Source organism: Amycolatopsis sp. NPDC057786 (genome assembly GCF_042797905.1).
GTDB lineage: Bacteria > Actinomycetota > Actinomycetes > Mycobacteriales > Pseudonocardiaceae > Amycolatopsis.
This window is the reverse complement of sequence record NZ_JBHVKW010000017.1, coordinates 27,789-47,297: the sequence shown is the minus strand read 5'-3', so window position 1 is coordinate 47,297 and position 19,509 is coordinate 27,789. Positions and strand designations below refer to the sequence as shown.

Here is a 19,509-nt window from a genome sequence, read left to right as displayed (position 1 = left end):
GTGAAGGCCCCCTTCCCTCGGCTGAGCCGAGCGACGGGGGCCTTCACGGGCCGAGCTAGCTGACCACCTTCTGCACCCAGTCCTGCTCCAGCTTCACGACCTGCCCGTTCGCGGTCACGGTCGGCGTGCCGAAACCGGGGCCGTTGCCGAAGTCCTGCTGCAGCGACGGATCCGTGGAGATCTTCTTGTACGCGTCCTGGATCTCCTGGTCGTAAGCGCCGCTGTTGACCTTGAGCGCGAAGGCCGGGTCGGTGATACCGACATCCTGGCCGAGCTTGATCAGCTGCGCCTTGTCGAATCCGCGTCCGCCTTCCTCCGGCTGGTCCTTGAACAGCGCGTCGTGGAAGGCGACGAACTTGCCCGCGTCGGCGGCGGCGAGCGAGGCGTTGGCGGAGTCCAGTGAGTAGCCCGGCGGGTCGGAGCGCTGGTTCAGCATCGGCAGCATGTGGTACCGGACCTGCAGGGTCCCGTTGTTCACCTGCTCCTCGATCTGGCCCTTGAACGACTCTTCGAACTGCTTGCAGACCGGGCAGAGGAAGTCGGCGTAGATGTCGACGGTCTTCTTCGCCTCGGGCTTGCCGACGACGACGGCCGCCCCCTCGCGCTTCTCGACCACACCGGGCGCCGACGTGGTCGGCTGAGCCCCGATCACCTTGCCCTCGGTGCTGTCCTTGCTGGACGTCGTCCAGACCACGCCACCGATCACCAGCGCGGCGAGCACGACCACCGCGACGGTGATCGCGACGACCTTCTTCTTGTCGCCGCCCGCGACGCCCCTGGCCTGTGCCACCGAGCGCGACGCGGTCTGCTGCTGCTTGCGTTTCCGAGCGTTGCGCTCAGCTCCACCCACGATTATTCGTTCCCTTCAGCGATACCCACATAGTCGTCGTCCGCGGGGGCTTCGGAGTTCCCGAGCCAGCCGTCCACGGACAGCCAGGTCCGCGGCCGCACGATCAGCCAGACACCCAGTAGCGCGAACCCGAGGTCTCTGGCGATCTCCTGCGGATACCTCGTCTGATCCGCGGCGATCTGACCGCCACCACCGAAGCAGCCGCAGTCGATGCTCAGCCCGCGCGCCCAGGATTGGACGATCGCGGCGATGAGCACCGCGAGCAGCAGCACCGACAGCACCGACACCCACCGGGTCACGAACCCGGCGAGCAGGAACAGGCCGAGCGCCAGTTCGACGAGCGGCATCCCGATCGCGACCGGGCGGACGAGCCCGTCCGGCAGGACGTCGAACGCCTGGACCGCGATGTAGGTCTGCCCCGGATCGCTGATCTTCAGCGCTCCGGAGACCAACCAGACGGCGGCCAGTCCGAGCCGGGCGAGTGTGCCCACGGCGTCGAGTACGACTTGGGGCGGTCTACGCACGGGCCTAGGCTAACCGCCGACCCTGAGAACAACGTGAGGCGGCGGACGGAGGCACCCGATGAGGGGACGTGCCCTGCTGATGGCCTGCTTGATGCTGGTCACAGCGGCGGCCTGCGGCGAAGAGGCCGGCCCGTCGGATTCCCTCGTCGCGCGCGCCGTCGCGTCCAACAAGCTCACCATCGGCATCCGCTTCGACCAGCCTGGTCTTTCCCGGAGGACGATGGACGGCCGGTACGTCGGCTTCGATGTCGACGTCGCGAAGTACGTCGCGAGCGAATTGGGGGTCGACGAGGATCACATCACCTGGCACGACAGCAGGCCGTCGTCCCGCGAGACGGACATCACCTCGGGGATCACGGATCTGATGGTGGCGACCTACTCCATCACCGAAAAACGGAAACAGGTCGTCGGTTTCGCCGGACCTTACTTCGACACGGGCCAGGATCTGCTCGTCCGGCTCCGGTCGACCGACATCACCGGCCCCGAGAACCTCAACGGCCGCAAGCTGTGCGCCGTGGGCGGCACCACCTCCGCCGAACAGGTCCGCGACAAGTTCGCGCAGGCCGTCCAGCTCGTCGAATACCCGCGCTACCAGGACTGCGTCACGGCGCTCCTCGCCGGACAGGTCGACGCGGTGACCACCGACGACGTCATCCTCGCCGGTTACGTCGCGCAGAATCCGGAACTGCTTCGAGTCGTCGGCAAGCCGTTCTCCAAGGAGAAGTACGGTGTCGGCCTGCGCAAGGAGGACACCGAGGGGCGGGCGGCGGTGGCCAAGGCGATCCAGAAGATGATCTCGTCCGGGGAATGGCTCGAATCGCTGAACCGCAACATCGGCCCGTCCGGCTACCGGATCCCGCCTCCGCCACAGGTCACCGAGAAGTGACCCTTCCCGATCTGCCGGTTCGTGCCGTCCTGCCCGAACTCGAAGCCGCGCTCGACGCCCATGGCACCGCCGTGCTCGTCGCGCCCCCAGGGACCGGCAAGACCACGTTGGTGCCGCTCGCGCTGGACAACGGTGAGGGCCGGGTGATCGTCGCCGAACCGAGGCGGCTGGCGGCGCGGGCCGCGGCGGCGCGAATGGCGTCCCTGCTGGGCGAACGGGTCGGTGAGACGGTCGGCTATTCGGTCCGCGGTGACCGCAAGGTGTCGTCCTCGACGCGGATCGAAGTGGTGACGTCGGGCTTGCTGGTCCGGCGGGTACAGGGCGATCCCGAACTCGCCGGGGTGTCGACCGTCCTGCTCGACGAATGCCACGAACGCCATCTCGACGCGGATCTGCTGCTCGCCTTGTTGCTGGACGTGCGCGCCGGGCTGCGGGACGACCTGCGCCTGCTCGCGACGTCCGCCACCGTGGCCTCCGGGCAGCTGGCCGCGCTGCTCGGCGACGCGCCGGTGATCACGGCGCACGCGAGGACCTATCCGGTCGACGTCTCGTACTCCCCGCCCGCACGCGGCGAACGGATCGAGTCGACCGTCGCCCGTGTGATCCACAAAGCACTGTCCGAAGGAGACGGTGACATCCTCGCGTTCCTTCCCGGCGCGGGCGAGATCGCCAGGGTGAGCGGCCTGCTCGGCGGCCTCGACGCCGACGTGCTGCCCCTGCACGGGCGGCTGTCGGCGGCGCACCAGGATGACGCGTTGCGCCCGCGCGCCCGCCGCCGGGTGGTGCTCTCGACGTCGGTCGCCGAGTCCAGCCTGACGGTGCCGGGCGTCCGTGCGGTGGTGGACTGCGGACTGTCGCGCGTGCCCCGTGTCGATCACCGGCGTGGCCTGCCCGGCCTGGCGACGGTACGCGTGTCGGCCGCGGTCGCGGAGCAACGCGCCGGCCGCGCCGGACGCGAGGCGCCGGGCCGCGCGTACCGGTGCTGGGCGGCGCACGAACAGGGTTCCCTGCCCGCGTATCCCGAACCCGAGATCCGGACGGCCGAGCTGGCGCGGTTCGCGCTGGAGCTCGCGTGCTGGTCAACGCCGGACGGTTCCGGCCTCTCCTGGTGGGATCCGCCCGGTGAGGGTGCGCTGGCCGCCGGGCGCGCGTTGCTGACCACGCTCGGGGCGACCGCGGAAGACGGCACGGTGACCGAACGAGGCCGGAAAATGGCCGGTCTGGGCCTGCACCCGCGGCTGGCGAGGGCGTTGCTGGACGGCGCGGCGCGGACCAACGCGCGTTCGGCGGCCGAAGTCGTCGCACTGCTGGACAGCGGTGGCACGCTGACCGACCTCGAAGCCGAGTTGCGGCGAGTACGCGGTGACGAGCGCTGGAAGCGTGACGTACGAAGGCTTTCCCAGCTGGTTCCCGACGGCGGCAAAGCGTCCGATCCGGCACTGGTCGTGGCGCTGGCGCACCCCGAGCGGCTCGCGCGACGACGTTCCGCGGGCACACCGGTGTACCTGATGGCCGGGGGAACGGCGGCCGAACTGCCGCGCGGCAGCGGACTGGCCGACGTCGAATGGCTGGCGGTAGCCGAAGCGACCCGTGATCCCGGCCGTGCGCAAGGGATCATCCGGCTCGCCGCGCCCGCGGACGAAGCTCTCGCCGTGCGCGCCGCACCGAACCTGGTGTCCACAGTGGACGAAGTGCACTGGTCGTCGGGAGACGTCGTTGCGCGGTCGGTGCGGCGACTCGGCGCGATCACACTGTCGGAGAAACCGTTGCGCTCGCCCTCGCCGGACGCGATCCGCGCCGCGCTGCTGGACGGGCTGCGCACCGAAGGGCTCGGCCTGCTGCGATGGTCGGAAGACGGGAAGAGACTGCGCGAGCGGCTGGCCTTCCTGCATCGCGTGCTGGGACCACCTTGGCCCGCGGTCTCCGACGCGGATCTTCTGTCCACTTTGGATAGCTGGCTCGATCTCGGCTCGGCCCGTCGACGATCCGACCTAGCCACACTGGACGCCGGTGCCGCCCTGCGCGGACTACTGCCATGGCCTGAAGCGTCGCGTTTGGACGAACTGGCGCCGGACCGCCTGGAGGTGCCGACGGGTTCGCGGATCAAGGTCGACTATTCGGGTGAACAGCCGGTGCTCGCCGTCAAACTGCAGGAGACCTTCGGCTGGCTCGCGACGCCGGAACTGGCGGGCGTCCCCGTCGTGCTGCACCTGCTCTCGCCCGCCGGACGGCCCGCGGCGGTCACCGCGGATCTGGAATCGTTCTGGCGCAACGGTTACGCGGCCGTACGCGCCGATCTCCGCGGACGCTACCCGAAGCATCCCTGGCCGGAGGACCCGCTGACCGCCGCGCCCACCCGGCGCACTTCACGAGGTCAGTCCATCAACTGATGTTGAGGCCTGGTCGGCAACTGCGCCGCCAGCTCCTCGTCGTCCTCGCGCTCGTTCAGCCCCAGCTGCACCGCGCTGCGGATCTGCTCCCGGTTCTCCCGCACCACATGCGCGAAGAACTCGTCCGTCCGCGGATCGGTCAGCACTTCGAGGATCACGCGCATCGCGGTGTCGATCACCGAACGCACCACCTCGTCGTGGAACGGCAGCTTCGAGAGCCGCCCTGCCTGCGGATCGTTCTTGAGCTTCTCCGCGATGATCCCCCGCAGCAACGTCTGGTTCTCGCCGAGTGAGCGCGCGAGATTCTGCGGATAGTTCCCGGTTTCCAGCACTTTGACGACCTCGTCGAGCACCGCGATCGTGATCGGCTTCTTGATCGCGAGCACGATCGGCCGGGAAAGCCGTTCGACCAACCGCTGCGTGAACCGTTCCCCGAATGCGCGGTCCGCCGTACGGGCGAGCCGGACCAGCACCACGATGATCCGCAGCAGCCGGAACCCGCGCAGCGCCGGATGGGCGATCGGGATCATGCCGAGGATCTCGTACCAGTTGCGCAGTGGGAACCACTTCTCCCAGCCGTTGCGGCGCCAGCGCCAGAGGAATTCCAGGGCGAAGATCCCGCACACCGTCGTGTCGATGACGAAGACACGATGCGCCGTCTCCTCCGAATGAGGGAAGAACGTCACGTAGGCGAGCAGCCCGACGGAGAACACGGCGAGGACGAGCATCACCAGGTCGAGCGGATTCACGCGCCGGTGTTCGCGGGTGGTCATGGCGCCGATTGTGCCTTTCCGCGGCGACTCGTGCCGAGCGGCACCTGCCGAAAGTAAGGGGTGGCCGATGACTTCGGGGCAATGCCCTCGGGTGCCCCCGCGCCGGAGGATTCAGGGACACGAAGGAGGACGCGGATGATCACGCTTCGAGGACTCACGAAGCGCTATGGCGAGAAGACGGTGGTCGACGGGCTGACCTTCGCCGTCGAGCCGGGCAAGGTGACCGGTTTCCTCGGCCCCAACGGCGCGGGCAAGTCGACGACCATGCGGATGACGCTCGGCCTCGACGCGCCGAGCGCGGGCGACGTGCGCATCGGCGGCAAGAAGTACGAGGACCTGCGATTCCCGCTGCGCGAGGTCGGCGCGCTGCTGGAGGCCAAGGCGCTGCATCCGGGCCGGAGCGCGGGCAAGCACCTTCTGGCGATGGCGCGCAGCAACGGGATCCCGGCGAACCGCGTGGACGAAGTCCTCGCCACGGTGGGCCTCACCGATGTCGCGGGCAAACGCGCCGGGACGTTTTCCCTCGGCATGGGGCAACGTCTCGGGATCGCCGGCGCCCTGCTGGGCGACCCGGGTGTGCTGATGTTCGACGAGCCGGTGAACGGTCTGGACCCCGACGGTGTCCGCTGGGTGCGGCAGCTGATGCGTTCGCTCGCGGAGGAGGGCCGCACGGTGTTCGTGTCGAGTCATCTGATGAGCGAGATGCAACTGACCGCGGACCGGCTGGTCGTCATCGGCAAGGGAAAGCTTCTCGCCGACGCGCCGGTCGACGAGTTCATCGCGGGCAATTCGCGGACGTCGGTCCTGGTGCGGGTGCCCGCTCCCGCCGACCTGCGTGTCCTCGAACAGCGCCTGCGCGCACTCGGCGCGACCACGGAATCCGATCAGGACGAACTGCTCGTGCACGACCTGCCCGTCCACCTCGTCGGCGACGCGGTACACGAACTCGGGATCCGGGTGCACGGGCTGGCCGAGCGGACCGCGTCACTGGAACAGGCGTACATGGAACTGACCGCGTCGTCGGTCGAATACGGAACGGGAGTCGCGGCATGAAGTCGCTCATGGTCATGGTGGCGGTGATCGCCGGCCTGCTGGGGGTGCCGGCGGCCGCGTCGGCGGCACCGGAACTGTCGCTGCCCGCGCCGGGCGGCCCGCTTCCGATCGGGCTGCGCACGCTGCACCTCACCGATCAGCGGCGAGCCGACCCTTGGGTGCCGGAGAAGCGGCGCGAACTGATGGTCAACGTCTGGTACCCGGCCGTCCCGATCGGCCGCGCGCCGCTGTACATGACCGAGGCCGAGTCGGCGGCGACGGTCGCCGGGCGGAAACTCGACCTGCCGCCGGACGCCCTGAGCAAGGTGCGGGTCCACTCGCGGGAGAACGCGCCTTCCCTGCCCGGACGGCGTCCGCTGGTGGTGCTTTCGCCGGGCGCGGGCAACAACCGGATCACCCTGACCTCGGTGGCCGAACACCTTGCCGCGCAAGGCTTCGTGGTCGCCGGGATCGACCACGCCTACGAAGCATGGGCGACGGAGTTCCCCGACGGGCTGCGCCAATGTGTCGCTTGTGGACGGCCGGAGGACCCCTGGCCCGCCGCGATCGCGAACCGCGCCGTGGACACGACGTTCGTCGTCGACACCCTGCTGAAGGACCGCCGGTGGTCGATCGACGCGACGAAGATCGGGATGGCCGGTCACTCCGCCGGGGGTTCGGCGACCGCCGCCGCGATGGTCGCCGACCGGCGGATCAAGGCGGGCGTGAACATCGACGGCCCGTTCTTCGGCACCGTCTCCCTCGACCGGCCGTTCCTGCTGCTGACCAGCCCGACCGGCGAGAAGTACTACCAGGCGTCGTGGGACGAGACCTGGCCGCGGCTCACCGGGCCGAAGAGGCAGGACCTGGTCGAGAACAGCGGTCATTCGTCGGTGACCGACGCCGCGATCCTGATCGACCAGCTCGGGCTGCGGCCGCATCTCCCGCCGTCCGAGGTCGAGAACCAGTACGGATCGATCGGCTCGCGGGAGGCGCTGAAGTTCTTCCGTGACGAGCTGACCGGATTCTTCAAGCAGTGGAGCGCACGATGAACACGATTTCTTCGGAATGGACGAAGTTCTGGTCGGTCCGGTCCACCTGGTGGTGCCTGATCAGCGGGCTCGCCCTGATGCTCGCCTACTCCGGCGCGCTGGGCCTGGCCGCGGACGCCGGCGTCGAACGCTCGATGGCCCCGCACGCCGTGGTGGCCGGGGCGGCGTTCTATCTCACCCAGTTCGCCGTGGTCGCGCTGGCGACGCTGTTCATGACGAGCGAGTACGCCAGTGGCAGCATCCGCTCGACCCTGCAGTGGGTCCCGGTGCGGAACCGGGTCCTCGCGGCGAAATCGGCCGTCCTGCTGCCGGTGCTGTTCGGCTACGGCGTGCTGAACACCCTCGCCGGTGTGGCGGTCTCGGCGCCGCTGATCCCCGCGCCCGACTCCTCGGTGGGCGAGATCCTCGCGACCGCGGCGGGCATGGGGGCCTACTTCGCGCTGCTGGGTCTGCTCTGCCTCGGACTGGGGACGGCGCTGCGCTCGACGGCGGGGACGATCGTGACGGTGTTCGTGCTGCTGGTGATGATCCCGATGTTCGCCGGTTCGCTGGGCTGGGAAGACCTCGTGAACTACTTCCCGGGCTTCGCCGGTGTCAACGCGATGGTCACGTCGGGGCAACCGAACCCGATCTTCGGCGGCGTCGCGCCCTACGCGCCCTGGGTCGGCGTCGCGCTCTGTGCGGCTTGGGCGGCGGCTGGTCTGGTCACCGGGTCCACGGTGCTCAGGCGTCGAGACGCCTGACGGGGGAGCAAGGGACCTTTGCTACCACTTGTCTCAACATTGAGAGAAGTGAGAGCAAAGGTCCCTTGCTCCCTTTCACAGGTGACCGTGTGGATTTTGGGACGTCAGATGTCCCAAAACCCACACAGTCGGTAGGCGCCACTACCCGGAGTACAGGGTGTGTGGAAACAGGGACACTCAACGTCCCTATTTCCACACACCCTCGCGTGGCAGCAAAGGTCCCTTGCTCTCTTTCCGCAGGTCAGAGCCCCAAGCGGTAGCAAAGGTCCCTTGCTACCCCGCCACCCCGAGCCCCGCCAACACCTCCCGCGCCCCTCGCGTCAGCTCCTCCAGCTCCGGCGGCCGCAACGACCCCGTCCCTGCCAGCGCGTCGAAGATCGTCCCCTCCAGCCACGCGACGAGCACCCGCGCGTGCCGTTCCGGCTCCGCCGATCCGCACGCCGCGAGCACCTCGGCGCACCGCCGCCGGATCACCAGCCCGCCCCGGTCGTAAGCCTCGCGCAGCTCCGGCCGCCGCGTCGCCTCCAGCGCGAACTCGTACCGCGCGAGCATCCGCGTCCGCCCGTTCGTGATCGCCGCATGCGCGAACCCCGCCACATACTCGGCCAGCCGTCCGGGCGGCGGGTCGAGGGTGACCTCGTCGAGTTCGATCATCCGCGAGATCGCCAGCTCAAGCAGCGCCGCCCGCGTCCGCGCGTAGTACGAGGTCGAACCCGGCGGCAGTCCGGCGAACCGGTCGACGGCGCGATGCGTCAGCCCCCGCATGCCCTCGGCCGCGATGACCTCGATGGCCGCGTCCCCGATCGTCGCCTTTCGCACTCTACAAGTGTAGTAGTACTCTACAGCTGTAGAGGAGGTCGCCATGCGCAAAGCGATCGTGATCGGCGGAGGAATCGGCGGACTGAGCGCCGCCATCGGGCTGCACGGCATCGGCTGGGAGGTCACCGTCCTCGAACAGGCGCCGGAGCTCACCGCCGTCGGCGCGGGCATCTCCCTGTGGCCGAACGCCCTGCGCTCACTCGAAACGCTGGGCGTCCGCCTCACCGGACAACAGGAACAGTCCTCCGGCGGCCTCCACGACCGCGACGGCCGCCGCATCACCCGATGGGACGCCGAGGCGTTCCGCCGTCACCACGGCCGCCCGCTCGCCGCCATCCACCGCGCGGATCTCATCGGCGCGCTCCGCGACGCCCTGCCCGAAGGCTGCGTCCGCACCGGCGTGGAAGTCACGAGCCTCGACGATCTCGACGCCGACGTCATCGTCGCCGCGGACGGAATCCACAGCACGGCGCGCAAGCGACTCTGGCCACGCCATCCCGAACCGGTGTACAGCGGCAGCACGGCCTTCCGCGCGGTGACCACCCTCCCCCATCCGACGGAACTCAGCACGAGCTGGGACGACGGCGCCGAAATCGGTGTCATCCCGCTGCACGACGGCCGCGTCTACTGGTGGGCGAGTTACGTCGCCGAAGCGGGCGTCCGCCACGAGGACCCGAAGTCGTATCTGCGAAACCGCTTCGGCGGCTGGCACGAACCGATTCCCGAACTCATCGAGGCGACCGCGCCCGAGACGCTGCTCCACCACGATCTCCTCCTGCTCGGCACCCCCCTGCCCACCTACGTCCAAGGCCGCGTCGCGCTCCTCGGCGACGCGGCCCACGCGATGCCGCCGTTCCTCGGCCAGGGCGGCTGCCAGGCGATCGAAGACGCCGTCGTGCTCGCCGCCGCGCTCAGCACCACCGAAGACGTCGACGCGGCACTGAAGAGTTACGACGAGCAGCGCCGCCCGCGCAGCCAATCGGTGGTCAAAGCGTCGGTCCAGGCCGGAAAGATCGGGCCGCAGCTACGCAATCCGCTCGCCGTGGCCGTCCGCAACGGCGTGTTCCGGCTGCTCCCCGGCGCGCTCACCGCCCGCATCGGCGCCGGCGTCAGCGGCTGGACTCCCCCTGTCCCCCGCCGACCAGCCCCGCCTCGTACGCGGTGATCGCGGCCTGCACCCGGTTCCGCGCGCCGAGCCGGTTGAGGATGGTGCTGACGTAGGCCTTCACCGTGCCCTCGACCACGAACAGCTTCGCGGCGATGTCCGCATTGGACAGTCCAGAACCGAGCAACGCCAGCACTTCCTGCTCACGCGGGGTCAGTTTGCCGATCAGTGCCTTCGCCTCTTCGGCGCGGGAGACCTGATTGCCGGAGAAACGGGCGATGACCCGCTGCGCGACCTTCGGTGACAGGAACGCCGCGCCGCCCGCGACCGCGTGGATCCCGCCGAGCAGTTCACGGGGATCGCCGGATTTCAGCAGGAATCCGCTCGCGCCGAGGCCGAGTGCGCGTTCGATGTAGGCGTCCTCGCCGAACGTGGTCAGCATGATCACACCCACCTCGGGCAGCAACCGGCGGATCTCCTCGGCCGCCTTGAGCCCGTCCATGACCGGCATCCGGATGTCGAGGAGCACGACGTCCGGCCTGGTCGCGCGGACCTGCTCGACGGCGGCGCGCCCGTCCTCGGCCTCCGCGACCACCTCGATCCCGGCGTCCGCGGCCAGGATCGCCGACACCCCGGCGCGGATCATCGCCTCGTCATCGGCCAGCACGACCCGGATCATCCGGGTTCCCCCTTTGCTCGTCTTCACTGATCAAGTCCTTCGCCACGAGTTTCCCCTCGGCGAAGCACAGCCGGTAGGCCTCGTAGTTCAAGTTGAACACGGTGCGCTCGGTGCCGTAGTACTCGCAGGTCGCCCCGGCGGGCACCGGCGGCTCCACCGTGCGCGGCCGCGCGATCCGCTGACCGTCGGGCAGGAGGGACGCGATCTCGGCGCGCGTCTGGCCGACGCGGATGCGGTCGTAGTCGCCGGCGGCGAGTTCGGAGCGGTACCACTGGACGAGGAACACCGCACCGCTGATCCCGACCACCAGGCCGAACAGCCCGATCGGCACGACGATCGCCTGGATCAGGCTGCGCCGCACGTCCCGGCGCGCACGCTCGAGTTCTCTCGCCGACGTCGACTGCCCCACCTCGGCGTCCATCGCCGCCTGGCTCTCCGGCGATTCCTCCGACGGCGCGGCGTCGTGCGGCAGGGTCGCGCTCACCTCGAATCCGCCGTCGAGCGGCCCTGCCCGCAGGGTCCCGCCGACCAGCCGGACCCGTTCTCGCAGGCCGATCAGCCCGCGCCTGCCCGAAGCCCGGCCCGGCAACGGCCCCGCGGGCGGCGCGGTGTTGGTGACCACGACGTCCGTCCGCCCCGCCGACCGCGCGACCCGGACGGTGACGGCGGCACCCGGCGCGTGTTTCACCGCGTTCGTGACCGATTCCTGGACCACGCGATACGCGGCGCGGTCGACCATCTGCGGTTCGTCGCCGAGCGGTGCGTCCACAGAGGACTCGATCAGCACGCCCGACGCCCTGGTGCGGTCGAGCAGTTCGTCGATGGTCTCGTGCACCGGTTCGGTCGGCGCGTCGTCCTCGCGCAGGACCCCGATGATCTCGCGCAGCCGTTCGGTCGCCGTCGCGGCGCTCTGCCGCAGTTCGCCCGCGGCCTGCCGCTGCCGCTCGTCGAGCCCGCCCGCGACCTCCAGCGCCGCCGCGCGCACCGCGATGAGGCTCAGTTCGTGGCCCAGCGAGTCGTGCATGTCGCTGGCGATCCGGGTGCGCTCGCGCAGCCGCGCGCGGTCGGCGATGAGCCGCTGACGGCTCTCCATCTCTTCGGCGCGACGCCACCCGTCGCGCGCCATGTCCTCGCGCTGCCGGATGTAGCGGCCCAGCAGCCACGGCGTCACCGACGCGAAGACGAGAACGCCGAGCACCGCACCCCAGGACGCGAACCCGTCCTTGCTCCACACCAGGGCCACGGGGACCGCGACCACCGAAACGACGGCGAACAGGCGCAGCATCGGCTTCGCGACCGGCTGCCGGTAGCCGGCGAGGTAACTCACCGCGACGAGGACGAACCCTTCCCAGATCGGCACCCGGCCGCCGAAGCTGCCCATGACGACAAAACTCGCGAACATGGCGATCGCGAGGGAGACCAGCGGATACCGGCGCGACACCGCGATCGCGGCCGTGGTCGCGACGAGCCCGAAGAGCAGTTCCCAGTGCCTCGTACTGGATCCGGCGTCGATGACCACCCAGCCGCAGAGCCCGAGCCACAGCGCGACGTCCATGACCAGCCGCCGCCCACGCCGGACGGGCTCCTCAGCTTCCTTCACGTCTCAGGACGCTACAAGCCGTGACGAGCGCTCCGCCATGGACGAAAGTAAAGGTCCCCTGCTTCCCCCGTCCGATAAGGCATGATGATCGACCATGGCCGAGCGCACACTCACCGGTCAGCTAGGCGGTCCTGTCCCGGCAGGTATCGAAGCGCTGGCCGACCACGAGAAGCAAGACCTCTCCGACGCGCTGCGCGACGCGCGCCACCGCCAGGCCAAGGCCTTGGCCGAAGCGGGCGAAGAGGGCCTGAAGTACGTACCCGCGCTGCTGCGCGGCACCGTTCGCAAGGTGGTGGGCCTGTGACCACCGAGAACTTCGCCGCGCAGGCCGAGATCCTCAAACTCGCCCGCGTCCTCGGCACCACCCCGGAGCGGCTGTCGTACCTCGAACACGTGGACCCCGCCGAACTCCAGGCGTTCCGCGAACAGGTGACGGACACGCTGTTCGACGCCAATCTCGCCGCCCTCGAGCGGATGGCGATGGCGAGCAAGCTCGTCCCGAGCCCGATCCTCGCGAAGATCGCCGAGAAGGTCTTCGGCCCGCTTCTGTGCGCGCGGATCGCCGGGCTGGTGGACGTCTCCCGTGGCGTCGACGTCGCGAAGCGGCTGAAGCCGCCCTTCCTGGCCGACGTCGCGGCCGAGCTGGACCCGCGCCGCGCGAGCGCGATCATCGCCAGGATCCCGCTCGACACCGTCGTCGCGGTCGCCGTCGAACTGGTGCGCCGCGAGGACTGGATCACCGTCGGCCGGTTCGTCGGCCACTTGCCCGATCCGACGGTGCGCCGGGCGCTGGCCGTCATCGGCGACGAAGCGCTGATCCGGATCGCCTTCGTCCTCGACGACAAGAGCCGGATCGATCACGTCCTCGGGCTGCTCCCCGAAGCCCGGTTCCGCGGCCTCCTCCAGGTCGCGGCGGCCGACGAGGGCCTGTGGGCGCCGGTGCTCGACCTGCTCACCCACCTGAGCGAGAAGCGGGTCGAGCAGTGGTCGCCTCTGCTCGGCGAACTCCCGCCGGAACTGCGCGTCCGTGTCGAAGAGACCCTCCGGTAGCGCGACGTGAACAACGTTTCGGTGATCTCCGCGGTGGTCTCGGTGACCGGCGCGGTGCTGACCGCCGTGCTCGGCGGGGTGTTCGAGGCACGCAGGCGGCGGACCGACCGCGAGCAGCTCCGCCGGGACCTGGTCAGCCGGTACCGGGATCCGCTGCTGCAGTCGGCGGCGTCCTTGGCTTCGCGGTTGCGCAACGGAATCGACCTGCTGTCGGGCAGGGAAGTCCACCAAGCGGCGCCGGGGACCGAGCGGCAGGACGAGTACAACCGCTACGAGAGCCTTTACCGGCTTTCCGCCTACCTCGGCTGGGTACAGATCATGCATCAGGAGGCCCACTTCCTGGACATGGGAAGCCGCAGCAGGAACAGGCGGCTGATGCGTCATCTCGGCGCTGTCAAGGCCGCGCTGTCCGGGCACACCGAGCCGAGCGACGCCCGCGTGTTCCTGCTCCTGGGCGGCGAGCAACAGGCCATCGGCGAATTGATGATCGACCCGGACAGCCCGGATCGCCCCCGGTGTCTCGGCTACGTCCAGTTCCGGCGTAAATACCGGGACGACGCCGAATTCGCCGAATGGTTCGCCCCGTTGCTCGAAGAAACCGGCAAACTCCTGGAACATCGAGAGCAGGGCGTCGCACGGCTCACCACCGTCTACAACGCCCTGATCGACCTGATCACCTATCTCGATCCCAAGAAGGTCTGGATTCTCGGGCCGAACCGCAAGTTCGAACGCGCGCTCACAAGCGGTTCCCCCGACGCCACACCGACGACGTGAGCGGAACTCCCGGCCGGTAGGCGAGGTGCGTCGTCGAAGGCGCCTCCAGCACGTGAAGGTCGGCACGCGCCCCCGGCCGCACGAAACCGACATCGTCACGCCGCAACGCGCGAGCCCCGCCCGCCGTCGCCGCCCACACCGCCTCGTCGATCGTCATCCGCATCTGCAGCACCGCGGTCGTCACGCAGAACGCCATCGACGTCGTATACGAGCTGCCTGGGTTCGCGTTGCTGGCCAGCGCGACCGTCGCCCCCGCGTCCAGGAGCCGCCGCGCCGGCGCCAGCGGCTGCCGGGTCGACAGGTCGCACGCGGGCAGCAAGGTCGCGACGGTGTCCGAAGCGGCGAGAGCCTCGACGTCCGCCTCGCCCAGGTACGTGCAGTGGTCGACGCTCGCCGCCCCCAACTCGACGGCGAGCCGCACGCCCGGCCCCTCCCCCAGCTGGTTTCCGTGCACCCGGAGCCCGAGCCCGCGTTCCCGCGCCGCCTTCAGCACCCGCCCGGACTGCGCCTCGTCGAAGGCGCCGGTCTCGCAGAACACGTCCGCCCAGCGCACGAGCGGCGCGACTGCGTCGAGCATGTCGCCGCACACCAAGTCCACATAGGACTCCGCGTCCGCGCCCGGCGGCACGAGATGCGCACCGAGGAACGTGACCTCGTCGGCCACCTCGGCGGCGATCCGCGCCGACCGCGCCTCGTCTTCGACGTTGAGCCCGTATCCGGTCTTCGTTTCCAGACAGGTCGTGCCCTGCCTCGCCGCTTCGTCGACGTGCCGCCGCAGATTCGCCGCCAGCTGCTCGTCGGAAGCCGACCGTGTCGCGTCGACGGTGACCGCGATCCCTCCGGCGCTGTACGCCTTCCCGGCCATCCGCGCCTCGAACTCGGCGGTCCGGTCCCCGGCGAAGACCAGGTGCGTGTGACTGTCCACCCAGCCGGGCAGCACCGCGCGACCTTCGACGTCGACCCGCTCGTCCGCGTCGGGCGCGTCCGCGGCGGCGCCGACCCAGGCGATCGTTTCGCCGTCGACGACGACGGCCGCGTCGTGGAGCTTGCCCAGTTCGGCGTCGTTCGTGGTGAGCTCGCCGATTCCCGTGATCAGGACTGCCACAATGCCTCGATCTCCTTGGCCAAGACCGTTTCCGGCCGGTCGATCAGCTGATGCGCGCCATCGCGGACGATTTCGCGCCCCGCGACGACGACGTCCCGGACGTCCGCGCCGGACGCGGCGAAGACCACCCCGGACGGCTCGATCCCGGCGGTCCGCACCGAACCGAGGCCGACCGTCACCAGGTCCGCGCCCGCGCCCGGAGCCAGCTCGCCGACCTCGTCCCAGCCGACCGCGCCGTGATCCGTCGCCGCCGCGAGCAGTTCCTCCGCGGTGAACCGGCCGCGCTGCTCGCTGGCGAGCCGCTCGTTCAGCTCCAGCGCCCTGGTCTCCTCGAACGCGTCGACGACCGCGTTGCTGTCACTGCCGAGCGACAGCCGCACCCCCGCGTCCAGCAGCGTCCGCGCGGGGCCGATGCCGTCACCGAGATCCCGTTCGGTCGTCGGGCAGAAGCAGGCACGGCTCCGCGCCTCGCCGAGCTGCTCGACGTCATCCGAGGTCAGATGCGTCGCGTGTACCGCGGTGAGCCGCTCGCCGAGCACACCGTGGTCGTGGAGCAGCCTCGTCGGCGTCCGGCCATAAGCCGCAAGACATTGCTCGTTCTCCGCCCGCTGCTCGGAAAGATGGATGTGCAGTGGCCCGGTTCCACGGTCCACTTCGGACAGTTGTTCTTCGGGAACGGCGCGCACGGAATGGATCGCGCCACCCACCCGGAACGTCTCGTCCTCGCGCAATTCGCCGACTCGTCGCGCCCAGTTCGAGGCCGTCCCGTCGGAAAACCGCTGCTGGACTTCGTCGGGTTCGATTCCGATGCCGCCGGCGAGATAGCACGTGTCCAGCAACGTCAGCCGGATCCCGGCGTCCCTGGCGGCCTGCCGCAGCGCCTCGCCCATCGCGTTCGGCTCCGCGTAAGGCTTTCCGCCCGGCGCGTGGTGCAGGTAGTGGAACTCGCCGACGCTCGTGTACCCGGCCAGCACCATCTCCGCGTAGACCCCGCGCGCCAGACGGTAGTACGAATCCGGGTCGAGCCGTGACGCGAGCGAGTACATCCGCTCGCGCCACGTCCAGAAGGTTCCGCGATCGTGATGCGTCCGGCCGCGCAGCGCGCGATGGAACGCGTGCGAGTGCCCGTTGGCGAATCCCGGCAAGGTAAGTCCATTGAGGACAGTTCCTTCACGAGGCACGTTCGCCGTCACCGACGTGATTTCGCCGCCGTCGACCTCGATCCGGACGGCATCGGCGATCCCGTCCGGCAGCCACGCACGTTCACACCAGTATGTCGTCATGTCGACAGTTGCTCCAGGACGTCCGCGAGCGCGCGGGCACCGTGGTCGACGTCCGCCGCTTCGGAGAACTCCTCCGGCGAATGGCTGATGCCGGTGGGATTGCGCACGTAGAGCATCCCGGACGGGACGAACCCGGCGAGGATCGCGGCATCGTGCCCGGCGCCGGTCGGCAGTTCCGGCGGGCCGCCCAGCCAGGTGCCGAGGTCACGGCGCAGCGCGTCGTCGAAGATCACGTCGTCGGAGTACGACTCCCTGGTGACCTCGACGCGGCAGCCTTCCTGCCCTGCCGCGTCTTCGGCCAGTTTCGCGATCTCGGCGACCAGCTCGGGCGTATCCGTACCCGGCACCCGCGCGTCCAGCCACAAGTCCACAGTGGACGCGATGACGTTGGTCCCGCCGGGAATGGGCACGAGCCTGCCGACGGTGGCCCTCGCGTCGGCGGTCGCCTTCGCCAGTTTCCGCACGGCGAGCACGGTCTCGGCCGCCGGGATCATCGGGTCACGACGATCGCCGATCAGCGTCGCACCGGCGTGGTTTCCCTGCCCCTGGAAGGAGAATCGCCATCGGCCGTGCGCGATCACGGTGTTGCCGACGGCGACCGGCGAGCCGAGGTCGATCAGCCCGCGTCCCTGCTCGACGTGCAGTTCCAGGAACCGCCCGATCAACCCGAGCCGCTCGGAGTCCCGCCCGATCCGCTCGGGGTCGAGGCCGGATTTCGCCGCCGCTTCGGCGAACGTGACACCGTCCGGGTCGCGCAAGCCGCGTGCCTTGTCCGCGTCGATCGTCCCGGTCAGCAGGCGCGAGCCGAGGCACGGCACACCGAAGCGGCCGCCCTCCTCCTCGGCGAAGACTACGACGGCGAACGGCTTCGCGGGGCGGAATCCCTTGGCCTGCAAGATCTCCACCGCGTCGAGCGCGCTCGCGACGCCGAGCGGGCCGTCGAAGGCACCGCCGCCGGGCACCGAGTCGAGATGGCTCCCGGTGACGACCGCGTCCGGGCCGGGTGTGCCCCACCAGGCCCAGACGTTGCCGTTGCGGTCGGTCTCGACACCCAGTCCCAGCCGCCCGGCACGCTCGACGAACCACGCGCGGAGTTCGGTCTCGGCCGCGTCGAAGGCGTGGCGGGAGTAGCCGCCGCGCTTTGGGTCGCGGCCGACGTCCGAGATCTCCTCCAGCAGCGAGGACGCGGTCACTCGGCGTCCCGCATCGGCACGCGCACGCCACGCTCGTCGGCGACGTCGGCGGCGCGGTCGTAGCCGGCGTCGACGTGCCGGATGACGCCCATGCCCGGGTCGTTGGTGAGCACGCGCTCGAGTTTCTGCGCGGCCAGCAGGGTTCCGTCTGCCACGCTGACCTGGCCCGCGTGGATGGAGCGGCCCATACCGACGCCGCCGCCGTGGTGGATCGACACCCAGCTGGCGCCCGACGAGGTGTTGACCAGCGCGTTCAGCAGCGGCCAGTCGGCGATCGCGTCGGAACCGTCGGCCATGCCCTCGGTCTCGCGGTACGGCGAGGCGACGCTGCCCGAGTCGAGGTGGTCACGGCCGATGACGACCGGTGCCTTCAGCTCGCCGCTGGCGACCATCTCGTTGAACCGCAGGCCCGCGAGGTGCCGCTCGCCGTAGCCGAGCCAGCAAATCCGCGCCGGAAGCCCCTGGAACGCGACGCGTTCACCGGCCAGCCGGATCCAGCGCGCGAGGGATTCGTTTTCCGGGAACAGTTCCAGCATCGCGCGGTCGGTCGCCGCGATGTCCTCGGGGTCACCCGACAGCGCCGCCCAGCGGAACGGGCCGTTGCCCTCGCAGAACAGCGGGCGGATGTAGGCGGGCACGAAGCCCGGGAAGTCGAACGCGCGCTCACAGCCGCCGAGTTTCGCCTCACCACGGAGGGAGTTGCCGTAGTCGAAGACCTCGGCGCCCTTGTCGAGGAAACCGAGCATCGCTTCGACGTGCTCCGCCATCGACTCGCGGGCGCGCTCGGTGAACTCGTCGGGCTTCTTGTCCGCGTAGTCCTGCCACTCGTCGACGCCGACACCCTTGGGCAGATAGGAAAGCGGGTCGTGCGCGGAGGTCTGATCCGTGACGATGTCGACCTCGACGCCGCGGCGCAGCAGTTCGGGCAGTACCTCGGCGGCGTTCCCGACCACGCCGACGGACAGCGCGCGCTTCTCCTTCTTCGCGGCCTCCACCCGGCGGATGGCGTCGTCGAGGTCGTCGGCGACCTCGTCGAGGTAGCGGGTCTCGACGCGGCGGTGGGCGCGCTGCGGGTCGCATTCTATGACGAGCGCGACGCCGTCGTTCATGGTGACGGCCAGCGGCTGCGCGCCGCCCATGCCGCCGAGACCGGCGGTGACGGTGAGCGTGCCCTTGAGGCTGCCACCGAACCGCTTCTTCGCGACGGCGGCGAAGGTTTCGTACGTGCCCTGCAGGATTCCCTGCGTGCCGATGTAGATCCAGGACCCGGCGGTCATCTGGCCGTACATGGTCAGGCCCTGCGCCTCCAGGCGGCGGAACTCGGGCCAGGTCGCCCAGTCGCCGACGAGGTTGGAGTTCGCGATGAGCACGCGCGGCGCCCACTCGTGCGTGCGGAACACGCCGACCGGCTTGCCGGACTGGACGAGCAGCGTCTCGTCCTGTTCCAGGCTGGTCAGCTCGCGGGTGATCGCGTCGAAGCTGGCCCAGTTGCGGGCGGCCTTGCCGGTGCCGCCGTAGACGACCAGGTCCTCGGGGCGCTCGGCGACCTCGGGGTCGAGGTTGTTGTGGAACATCCGCAGCGCGGCTTCGGTCTGCCAGTTCTTCGCGGTGAGCGTGGTGCCTCGGGCGGCACGGACCGTGCGGGTCATGG

Annotated in this window: 19 protein-coding genes; 9 read left to right on the top strand and 10 right to left on the bottom strand. The window is 69.9% G+C overall.

The window, feature by feature from the left end:
* Nucleotides 1–55: 55 nt before the first annotated feature.
* Complete coding sequence (locus ACFVM3_RS12960; protein WP_378438262.1) at nucleotides 56–850, bottom strand: DsbA family protein; 795 nt, start codon at nucleotides 848–850, stop codon at nucleotides 56–58.
* Between the two features lie 2 nt (nucleotides 851–852).
* Nucleotides 853–1,341, bottom strand: a complete 489-nt coding sequence (locus tag ACFVM3_RS12955; RefSeq protein WP_378438358.1) for a MauE/DoxX family redox-associated membrane protein — start codon at nucleotides 1,339–1,341, stop codon at nucleotides 853–855.
* Between the two features lie 91 nt (nucleotides 1,342–1,432).
* Here ACFVM3_RS12955 and ACFVM3_RS12950 point away from each other — a divergent pair, with 91 nt between their 5' ends.
* Together ACFVM3_RS12950 and hrpB are read left to right on the top strand one after the other, a co-directional pair.
* A complete protein-coding gene (locus ACFVM3_RS12950; RefSeq protein WP_378438261.1) occupies nucleotides 1,433–2,260 on the top strand; it encodes a glutamate ABC transporter substrate-binding protein in 828 nt (275 codons plus the stop codon).
* The gene (gene hrpB, locus ACFVM3_RS12945; RefSeq protein WP_378438259.1) at nucleotides 2,257–4,650 is read left to right on the top strand and encodes an ATP-dependent helicase HrpB; all 2,394 of its coding nucleotides are present in this window, start codon (nucleotides 2,257–2,259) and stop codon (nucleotides 4,648–4,650) included. Before ACFVM3_RS12950 ends, hrpB begins: the two co-directional genes overlap by 4 nt.
* On the opposite strand, the gene ACFVM3_RS12940 is transcribed toward hrpB, so the two are convergent.
* Nucleotides 4,635–5,423, bottom strand: coding sequence for an ion transporter (locus tag ACFVM3_RS12940; protein ID WP_378438258.1), 789 nt, complete (start codon nucleotides 5,421–5,423; stop codon nucleotides 4,635–4,637). The genes hrpB and ACFVM3_RS12940 overlap by 16 nt on opposite strands.
* Before the next feature lie 135 nt (nucleotides 5,424–5,558).
* Between ACFVM3_RS12940 and ACFVM3_RS12935 the strand changes: the two genes are divergently transcribed.
* Genes ACFVM3_RS12935 through ACFVM3_RS12925 form a run of 3 tightly spaced genes read left to right on the top strand, consistent with a single transcriptional unit; the run spans nucleotide 5,559 to nucleotide 8,250 of the window.
* A complete protein-coding gene (locus ACFVM3_RS12935; protein WP_378438256.1) occupies nucleotides 5,559–6,476 on the top strand; it encodes an ABC transporter ATP-binding protein in 918 nt (305 codons plus the stop codon).
* On the top strand, nucleotides 6,473–7,507 hold the full coding sequence (locus ACFVM3_RS12930; protein ID WP_378438254.1) for an alpha/beta hydrolase family protein: 1,035 nt from the start codon (nucleotides 6,473–6,475) through the stop codon (nucleotides 7,505–7,507). The genes ACFVM3_RS12935 and ACFVM3_RS12930 overlap by 4 nt, the downstream gene beginning before the upstream one ends.
* Entirely contained in the window at nucleotides 7,504–8,250 is a 747-nt protein-coding gene (locus ACFVM3_RS12925) for an ABC transporter permease (protein WP_378438252.1), read from the top strand. The genes ACFVM3_RS12930 and ACFVM3_RS12925 overlap by 4 nt, the downstream gene beginning before the upstream one ends.
* Nucleotides 8,251–8,523: 273 nt before the next feature.
* Here the strand turns inward: ACFVM3_RS12925 and ACFVM3_RS12920 are convergent, their stop codons facing one another.
* Nucleotides 8,524–9,069, bottom strand: a complete 546-nt coding sequence (locus tag ACFVM3_RS12920) for a TetR/AcrR family transcriptional regulator (protein WP_378438250.1) — start codon at nucleotides 9,067–9,069, stop codon at nucleotides 8,524–8,526.
* 43 nt (nucleotides 9,070–9,112) lie between these two features.
* On the opposite strand from ACFVM3_RS12920, the gene ACFVM3_RS12915 reads away from it, so the two are divergent.
* A complete protein-coding gene (locus tag ACFVM3_RS12915; protein ID WP_378438248.1) occupies nucleotides 9,113–10,234 on the top strand; it encodes an FAD-dependent monooxygenase in 1,122 nt (373 codons plus the stop codon).
* Here the strand turns inward: ACFVM3_RS12915 and ACFVM3_RS12910 are convergent.
* Together ACFVM3_RS12910 and ACFVM3_RS12905 are read right to left on the bottom strand one after the other, a co-directional pair.
* Nucleotides 10,179–10,853 (bottom strand): response regulator, encoded by a 675-nt coding sequence (locus ACFVM3_RS12910; protein WP_378438246.1) that lies wholly within the window; start codon nucleotides 10,851–10,853, stop codon nucleotides 10,179–10,181. The two genes, ACFVM3_RS12915 and ACFVM3_RS12910, sit on opposite strands and share 56 nt — an antisense overlap.
* On the bottom strand, nucleotides 10,828–12,408 hold the full coding sequence (locus ACFVM3_RS12905; protein WP_378438356.1) for a sensor histidine kinase: 1,581 nt from the start codon (nucleotides 12,406–12,408) through the stop codon (nucleotides 10,828–10,830). The genes ACFVM3_RS12910 and ACFVM3_RS12905 overlap by 26 nt, the downstream gene beginning before the upstream one ends.
* Nucleotides 12,409–12,547: 139 nt before the next feature.
* Between ACFVM3_RS12905 and ACFVM3_RS12900 the strand changes: the two genes are divergently transcribed.
* From ACFVM3_RS12900 to ACFVM3_RS12890, 3 genes are read left to right on the top strand one after another with little or no spacing between them, the layout of a single operon-like run.
* The gene (locus ACFVM3_RS12900; RefSeq protein ID WP_034322109.1) at nucleotides 12,548–12,757 is read left to right on the top strand and encodes a hypothetical protein; all 210 of its coding nucleotides are present in this window, start codon (nucleotides 12,548–12,550) and stop codon (nucleotides 12,755–12,757) included.
* Nucleotides 12,754–13,503 (top strand): hypothetical protein, encoded by a 750-nt coding sequence (locus tag ACFVM3_RS12895; protein WP_378438244.1) that lies wholly within the window; start codon nucleotides 12,754–12,756, stop codon nucleotides 13,501–13,503. Before ACFVM3_RS12900 ends, ACFVM3_RS12895 begins: the two co-directional genes overlap by 4 nt.
* Nucleotides 13,504–13,509: 6 nt before the next feature.
* Entirely contained in the window at nucleotides 13,510–14,277 is a 768-nt protein-coding gene (locus ACFVM3_RS12890) for a hypothetical protein (RefSeq protein ID WP_378438242.1), read from the top strand.
* On the opposite strand, the gene hutI is transcribed toward ACFVM3_RS12890, so the two are convergent.
* The 4 genes from hutI to hutU are packed head-to-tail and all read right to left on the bottom strand — an operon-like array spanning nucleotide 14,240 to nucleotide 19,507.
* Nucleotides 14,240–15,382 (bottom strand): imidazolonepropionase, encoded by a 1,143-nt coding sequence (gene hutI, locus ACFVM3_RS12885; protein WP_378438241.1) that lies wholly within the window; start codon nucleotides 15,380–15,382, stop codon nucleotides 14,240–14,242. The genes ACFVM3_RS12890 and hutI overlap by 38 nt on opposite strands.
* The gene (locus ACFVM3_RS12880) at nucleotides 15,370–16,665 is read right to left on the bottom strand and encodes a formimidoylglutamate deiminase (protein ID WP_378438239.1); all 1,296 of its coding nucleotides are present in this window, start codon (nucleotides 16,663–16,665) and stop codon (nucleotides 15,370–15,372) included. The genes hutI and ACFVM3_RS12880 overlap by 13 nt, the downstream gene beginning before the upstream one ends.
* The gene (locus ACFVM3_RS12875) at nucleotides 16,662–17,858 is read right to left on the bottom strand and encodes an allantoate amidohydrolase (RefSeq protein WP_378438237.1); all 1,197 of its coding nucleotides are present in this window, start codon (nucleotides 17,856–17,858) and stop codon (nucleotides 16,662–16,664) included. The genes ACFVM3_RS12880 and ACFVM3_RS12875 overlap by 4 nt, the downstream gene beginning before the upstream one ends.
* Entirely contained in the window at nucleotides 17,855–19,507 is a 1,653-nt protein-coding gene (hutU, locus tag ACFVM3_RS12870) for a urocanate hydratase (RefSeq protein WP_378438235.1), read from the bottom strand. The genes ACFVM3_RS12875 and hutU overlap by 4 nt, the downstream gene beginning before the upstream one ends.
* Between the last annotated feature and the right edge of the window lie 2 nt (nucleotides 19,508–19,509).

Excerpts from the sequence above, each read along its gene's own strand:
- ACFVM3_RS12950 (WP_378438261.1), top strand. The coding sequence starts at position 1,433 with ATGAGGGGACGTGCCCTGCTGATGGCCTGCTTGATGCTGGTCACAGCG.
- ACFVM3_RS12940 (WP_378438258.1), bottom strand. The coding sequence starts at position 5,423 with ATGACCACCCGCGAACACCGGCGCGTGAATCCGCTCGACCTGGTGATG.
- ACFVM3_RS12935 (WP_378438256.1), top strand. The coding sequence starts at position 5,559 with ATGATCACGCTTCGAGGACTCACGAAGCGCTATGGCGAGAAGACGGTG.
- ACFVM3_RS12930 (WP_378438254.1), top strand. The coding sequence starts at position 6,473 with ATGAAGTCGCTCATGGTCATGGTGGCGGTGATCGCCGGCCTGCTGGGG.
- ACFVM3_RS12925 (WP_378438252.1), top strand. The coding sequence starts at position 7,504 with ATGAACACGATTTCTTCGGAATGGACGAAGTTCTGGTCGGTCCGGTCC.
- ACFVM3_RS12915 (WP_378438248.1), top strand. The coding sequence starts at position 9,113 with ATGCGCAAAGCGATCGTGATCGGCGGAGGAATCGGCGGACTGAGCGCC.
- ACFVM3_RS12910 (WP_378438246.1), bottom strand. The coding sequence starts at position 10,853 with ATGATCCGGGTCGTGCTGGCCGATGACGAGGCGATGATCCGCGCCGGG.
- ACFVM3_RS12905 (WP_378438356.1), bottom strand. The coding sequence starts at position 12,408 with ATGGACGTCGCGCTGTGGCTCGGGCTCTGCGGCTGGGTGGTCATCGAC.
- ACFVM3_RS12900 (WP_034322109.1), top strand. The coding sequence starts at position 12,548 with ATGGCCGAGCGCACACTCACCGGTCAGCTAGGCGGTCCTGTCCCGGCA.
- ACFVM3_RS12880 (WP_378438239.1), bottom strand. The coding sequence starts at position 16,665 with ATGACGACATACTGGTGTGAACGTGCGTGGCTGCCGGACGGGATCGCC.
- hutU (WP_378438235.1), bottom strand. The coding sequence starts at position 19,507 with ATGACCCGCACGGTCCGTGCCGCCCGAGGCACCACGCTCACCGCGAAG.